Source organism: Streptomyces sp. NPDC126503, assembly GCF_040302405.1.
Lineage (GTDB): Bacteria > Actinomycetota > Actinomycetes > Streptomycetales > Streptomycetaceae > Streptomyces > Streptomyces gulbargensis.
In genome coordinates this window covers 241,189-246,563 of the sequence record NZ_JBEORS010000010.1, presented here as the reverse complement: position 1 = coordinate 246,563, position 5,375 = coordinate 241,189, and the positions used below count along the sequence as shown (strand labels likewise).

General features: G+C 74.9%; 6 protein-coding genes. 3 read left to right on the top strand and 3 right to left on the bottom strand.

The features are described 5' to 3' along the window. Positions 1 to 424: 424 nt before the first annotated feature. The 3 genes from ABTY40_RS16525 to ABTY40_RS16515 form a co-directional block, all read right to left on the bottom strand. Positions 425 to 868 carry a DUF6003 family protein gene (locus ABTY40_RS16525; protein ID WP_352060134.1) on the bottom strand — a complete coding sequence of 148 codons (444 nt, stop codon included), beginning with the start codon at positions 866 to 868 and terminating at the stop codon, positions 425 to 427. A gap of 85 nt (positions 869 to 953) precedes the next feature. Then, complete coding sequence (locus ABTY40_RS16520; RefSeq protein WP_352060133.1) at positions 954 to 1,124, bottom strand: hypothetical protein; 171 nt, start codon at positions 1,122 to 1,124, stop codon at positions 954 to 956. Further along, positions 1,121 to 1,684 (bottom strand): peptidoglycan-binding domain-containing protein, encoded by a 564-nt coding sequence (locus ABTY40_RS16515; RefSeq protein ID WP_352060132.1) that lies wholly within the window; start codon positions 1,682 to 1,684, stop codon positions 1,121 to 1,123. The genes ABTY40_RS16520 and ABTY40_RS16515 overlap by 4 nt, the downstream gene beginning before the upstream one ends. A 617-nt stretch (positions 1,685 to 2,301) precedes the next feature. Between ABTY40_RS16515 and ABTY40_RS16510 the strand changes: the two genes are divergently transcribed. The 3 genes from ABTY40_RS16510 (at position 2,302) to ABTY40_RS16500 (ending at position 5,134) form a co-directional block, all read left to right on the top strand. Beyond that, the gene (locus ABTY40_RS16510) at positions 2,302 to 2,610 is read left to right on the top strand and encodes a WD40 repeat domain-containing protein (protein ID WP_352060131.1); all 309 of its coding nucleotides are present in this window, start codon (positions 2,302 to 2,304) and stop codon (positions 2,608 to 2,610) included. Between the two features lie 362 nt (positions 2,611 to 2,972). Next, positions 2,973 to 4,460, top strand: a complete 1,488-nt coding sequence (locus ABTY40_RS16505) for an alpha/beta hydrolase family protein (RefSeq protein WP_352060130.1) — start codon at positions 2,973 to 2,975, stop codon at positions 4,458 to 4,460. Between the two features lie 128 nt (positions 4,461 to 4,588). Beyond that, the gene (locus tag ABTY40_RS16500) at positions 4,589 to 5,134 is read left to right on the top strand and encodes a CchlQ (protein WP_352060129.1); all 546 of its coding nucleotides are present in this window, start codon (positions 4,589 to 4,591) and stop codon (positions 5,132 to 5,134) included. Positions 5,135 to 5,375: the final 241 nt, after the last annotated feature.

Below are 5,375 nucleotides of genomic sequence, written 5' to 3'. Positions count from 1 at the left end.
TCTCCCTCACCCCGCCGACCGGTTCGGCGCCGTCAGCCCAAACTAGCGCTGTTAGTTTTTGGGCGCCAGGGGTTCCGGGAGTGCCCGGGCGCCCCGCTGCGGCCTTTCCCACACGTCGCCGTGGACGGGCGGACCTCTCCGCCGCTCCTCACGGCCCGGGGGGGGAGAACCGTGAGGAGCGGCAGAGGCCATGCCACCATCCCGACCACCGTCTGCCCGCGCATCCGCCCTTCATGCCGCCTCACCGCGATCGGGCGTCCGCAGGGATGCGATTCGGCGCGCTCCAGGGAGCCGTGGGCGCGGGATCATGCGGAGGACGCGGGGCGCGACGTCGTCGGTCCCCACGGATCCGCCGTGAAGCGGTGGGCCGTACCCCGGTCGGCCCAGGGCGCTCGGCGCGGCACCGCCGTCACCGCGGGGGCCGTCAGCCTCGACGGCCCGCGGCCTTGGACGCCACGGCCGTCACGGTCGCGGGGTCCTCGCCGGTGAGTTCCACAATGCGGTGGGGCGCGATCCCCGCCGCCACGGCCCGGGCGAGGAGGGCGTCGCGGTCGCCGGCGCAGTCGCGGTAGGCCAGGAGCTCCTCCTCCACCCGGGCGTGGACGCCGGGAGCGAGGGCGTGGCGCAGCCGGAGCAGTTCCTCGTCACTCAGCGGGACGGGCAGCTTCTCCGCCCCTTCGGGGATGGCCGCCGTCTCCTCGGGCGGCAGCAGCCGGAGCGCGCCCGAGGCGGCCGTGACTCCCTGTGCGTCCAGCCAGGCCCGTACCGCCGGGGTCTCGAGACACTCCAGGTCCCCCACGACGGCGACCGGCGCACCCGGCGCGGTGGCCGGGCCGTCCACGAGAAACAGGTAGGCGTCGTCAGTCATGTTCTCTCCTCGCCGCACGCGGTGGTTCCTGTGCTGCCCCGCTTACCCCCTCCGGCGCCGGTCACCGCCTTCTTCGTGCGGGAACTCAGTGGAACCGGGTGGTGCAGAGCCGCGCCTCGTAGATCTGGGCGCCCTGGCGGGTGCGGTTGCCGCCCGCCGAGAAGTGGACGGTCGCACCGCCCCGGACCGAGTCCTCGATGTCGGGGTCGGCCGTCCACATGGCCTGGCCGCCGGCGTGCCGTACGTAGGACTTCACGAACGACATCCGGGCGGTGACGGTGGCCTTCCGGGTCGCTTTGTCGACCGAGTGGACGCGGTGGCTGTCGGTGACCAGCAGGGTGCCCGGCCGGGTGTGGTCGGGCTGGATGTCGTGGCCGTTCCCGGCGATGGTGATGTCGCGCCCGTGCTTCCGGCCCGGCCCTCGCCCGGTTTGCCGAACGTCATCAGGGCGATGGTCCCGTACCGCTGGGTCTCCCGGAAGCGGATCTCGAAGGGATGGTCCCAGCCAGGCGCGTTGCCCGTGCTGAAGCTCCACCGCACATGGGCGTCGGTGAACGGGGCGGTCCGGTCGAACAGGAGGATCTGGCCCTTCTTCTGCTCGGTGACGGTCTCCGGACCGACGATGCCGTCCGCCTTCGCCTTCACGTACCGCTGGAGCGCCGTGACGGTCAGCGGTCCGAAGGCGCCGTCCACCTCGAGCCCGGCCTTCGCCTTGTCGTTCAGCGTCCGCTGGAGCGCGGCGCAGGTGGCCGGGCCGAACTGGCCGTCGCCCGCGCCGGCCGCCTGTCCCTTCTCGACGGCCGTACGGGCGGGCACCTGGCCACCGTCCCGGTGGCCCCGGCGGGGCGGGACCTCGGCGGACTCCCCCGCCCTGATGTCGCTGAGCGCCGACGGACGGCGCCTCGCCTTCGGCCGGGCCCCGGCCGACGTTCTCGACCGGCCGACCCGGATCACCGTGTGGGACACCACGCGAAACCGGAGCCTCGTGGACGTGCCCCTCGCGCCCGGGGACACGGCGTTCACCGGTCTCGCGCTCAGCCCGGACGGCACGACCCTGCTGACCACGGCCGACTCGGGCGGCGGGATCACGGTCCGGAACGCAGCCGACGGCACGAAGCCGCGGGTGCTGGACCAGGGGAAGAACGACGGGACGCACGAGGACGACGGAGCCCTGACCGCCGTCTCCCCCGACGGGGGCACGGTCCTGACGGACGCGGGCGCCCTCGTCCGCACCACGGGAGGCGGACACGAGCGCACCGCGCTGGAGAACTGCGCGTGCCTCACCGTCTTCAGCCCCGCCGGTGACCGCGCCACCGTGGTCGACTCGGGGGCCGGCATCACGCTGTGGGACGGGCGGCTGCGCACGCCCGCTCGGGCTGCTGTCCGGCGGCCTGTCCAAGGGCACGCCGGGCGAACCGGAGCAGACCACCGCCGTGGCCTTCTCGCCGGACGGCTCCGTCCTCGCCGCGGCCGGGTCGTACGGCACCGTACGGCTGTGGGACGTGGCCTCCCGGCAGCCGCTGGGCACCGCCTTGCCGGGTGCGGGGGACGCCGTCCTGTCGCTCGCTTTCGGCGCGGACGGCCGTACCCTGCACGCGGCGGGGGCGCGCGTCCCCGTCCAGACGTACGACATCGATCCGGCGCGGGTGGTCGGCGAGGTGTGCCGCCGTGCCGGAGGGGGGCTCTCGCCCGGCGAGTGGCGCACCCATCTGCCGGGCATTCCCTACCGGAAGGTGTGCTGAACGGCGTCCACGACGCGTCCGGCGGCGCTGTGGACTGAACGCGCCGCGTGCGGCGGCCGGTTCGGCAGTACGGCTCGGGCCGGGGCCGCGGCCGGCGTGACCGGCTCCGGTCGGACGGTGGGGCGCGGGGCGGTCGAGCGCGTCGGCAGCGGCTGGGGGCCGGTGAGCAGGCACTCGGCAGGAGGGGGCAGCTCCCCCACCGGCCGCAGCCAGGACTTCCCGCCGGCGTCCGCGCTCCTCACCGGCCTCGCCGCGTGCTCGCGATGTCCTGGGGCGGTCGGCGTGCCCCCTGTGCGACCCCGGTCGCACAGGGACGTACCGGGACTGCGACTCAGGTCGCACGCGAGGGCGACCTGGGGCCGATGTGGCCGGAGACACCCCGCGCCGAGGATGGCCGGGTGACCGAGACCGTCGCGGGGCTGTACCTGTCCCCCCTGGAATGCCTTGTCCTGCTCAGTGCCGTCGTGCTGGTGGTGGCGCGCCGGCTTCCTCCTGCCGTCCGCGGACGCGTCACGGCGGGGGCGGGGGCGGTCGTCCTCCTGGCCACGATCGTGCTGAGTGCGGTGGGGCTCCGTTGGCAGATGCTGCCGGTACTCGCGGGCGCCGCCCTCGCGTCGCTGTTCGCCGTGTCCCGTCCGACCCGGCGTACCGGCCGGCCGGCGTGGCGGGCCCGGTGGTGGCCGGCTCTGCCGGCGACCATGGCCTGCGCCGGCCTGATCGCCATGGGCCTGTTGGCCGCCTGGGCGCTTCCTGTGCCGGTGTTTCCCGAACCGTCGGGCCGCTTCGCGGTCGGCACCCGCGTGGTGCAATGGACCGACCCTCGCCGCCCCGAGAGCTTCACCGCCGATCCGCACGACCGGCGCACAGTCGTGGTCCAGCTCTGGTACCCGGCGCGGGAGAGCCCCGCGGGCGCGCGGCGAGCCCGGTACCTCGGACGCACGGAGCAGGAGGCGCGCACCGTTTCCGACGCCCTCGCCCGCCAGGTCGGCCTGCCCGGCTTCCTGGTCGACGGCGCCCCGCGCGCCCGCACGCATGCGGTCTTCGACGCCCCAGTGGCCGGTGGGGGCGGACGCTTCCCCGTCGTGCTGTTCTCCCCCGGGTCCGGCGGAGTGCGTACCCAGAACACCGCCTGGGCGGAGGACCTGGCCAGCCACGGTTACGTGGTCGCCGCCCTCGACCACCCGTACGACTCCGCCGCCGTCGTCCTCGCCGACGGCCGGACGATTCACACCAGGACCGTCTCCACCGGCGACCGGGACGAGGACGACGAGCTGGCGGCCGCCTGGACGGCTGTGCGGGCCGCCGACCTCGGCTTCGTCCTCACCGAGCTGGGCCGTCTGGGCCGAGGTGGGGACGCCGGCCCGTTGGCCGGGCGCCTGGACACCGGGCGAGCCGCGGTCACCGGCCACTCCATGGGCGGTGCCGCCGCCCTGCAGGCAGCCCGGAACGACCGCCGGTTCGCCGCCGTCGTCGATCTGGACGGCTACCCCCACGGCCCCGCCTCCCCCACCCTCCGCCGGCCGACGCTCGCGCTCACCCAGGCCGTCACCCCCGAGACCGACCCACGCTACGTGCCCCGCCTCACCCAGGCCCTCGAGCGCAACACCGCGCCGAGCTACCGGCTCACCCTCCCCGGCGCCGCCCACCTCACCTTCATGGACGGGCCCCTGTATCTGCCGCCGGTGCCCTCGATCGTCGGCTCCCTGGGCCGCGCCGAGAGCCCCCGCGTCGTCAGCGCGACGACTCGCGCCTTTCTGGACAGCGTGCTGCGGCACCGACCCGGTGACCCTGCCGCCGTTCTGTCGGCCCATGGCGATCTCCACGTCCACCGCCCGGGCGACGACCGCTGACCGGCACGGCCGCGGCAGCCCGGCGGCACGGCGGGCCGGGACATCGTGCATGATCTGTGAGAGGGAAGGGCGGGGTAAGCGGCCTTTCATCACACCGGCCGGGGGGACACGGGATGGAATGGGCGACGTTGGCCGCCACACTGGGGGGCGCTCTGATCGCGATGGCGGGCTCGGTGCTGGCCGACCGCTTGCGCACCCGCCAGGAAGACCGGCGTGGTCTCCAGGAACGCCGTCGGGTCGTCTACACGGAGTTCATCGCCGCGGCGGGCGCGGCCCACACCGAACTGCGCCGCCTCGCGCAGAACGGTGGAGAGGAGAGCGATCTGGAGGACGCGAGCCGCCAAGCGCTGGTGGACGCCCGTATCTTCGAGGTGCGTGAGCGTCTGTTCCTCGACGCCAGCCCCCGGATCGCGCGCGCGGGCCAGACCATGTTCGAAGGCCTTCGCGCCCTCCGGAGGACGGTCGCCGCGGGCGCCGGTGTCTCCACTCCTGCCTTCCACGACGTCTATCACCCCTATCTGGAAGCCGTGTGGTCCTACCGCGCCGCCGTCCGCGAGGAACTGGAGGGCCCGGCGCTGAGCCCGGCCGAGTTCGGCTGGTCCGCCTGGGACGGTCGCGAGCGCTGCCCGCACTGCCGGGAAGCCGGGGCCGCGCCGGCGTCCGCGCACGGCTGACCCTTTCGCGCCACCGGCCCGCGGCGCCTGCCGTCGGGCGGATGCCGGAGGGGCGGGAACGTCCCTGCCGGGCGGTCGCGGTGGGGCGCATCCGGGAAGGACGGGCATCCGGCGGCGTGCCGGCGCCGAGGGTGGTGTTCGGGGAGGGTGCCGGGCAGCCGGTCGTCATCGTGGTGCGCCGAGTGCGGGCCACAGCGCCGTGAGCAGGATGAGCGCGGCGGTGACCAGGAACGCACCGACC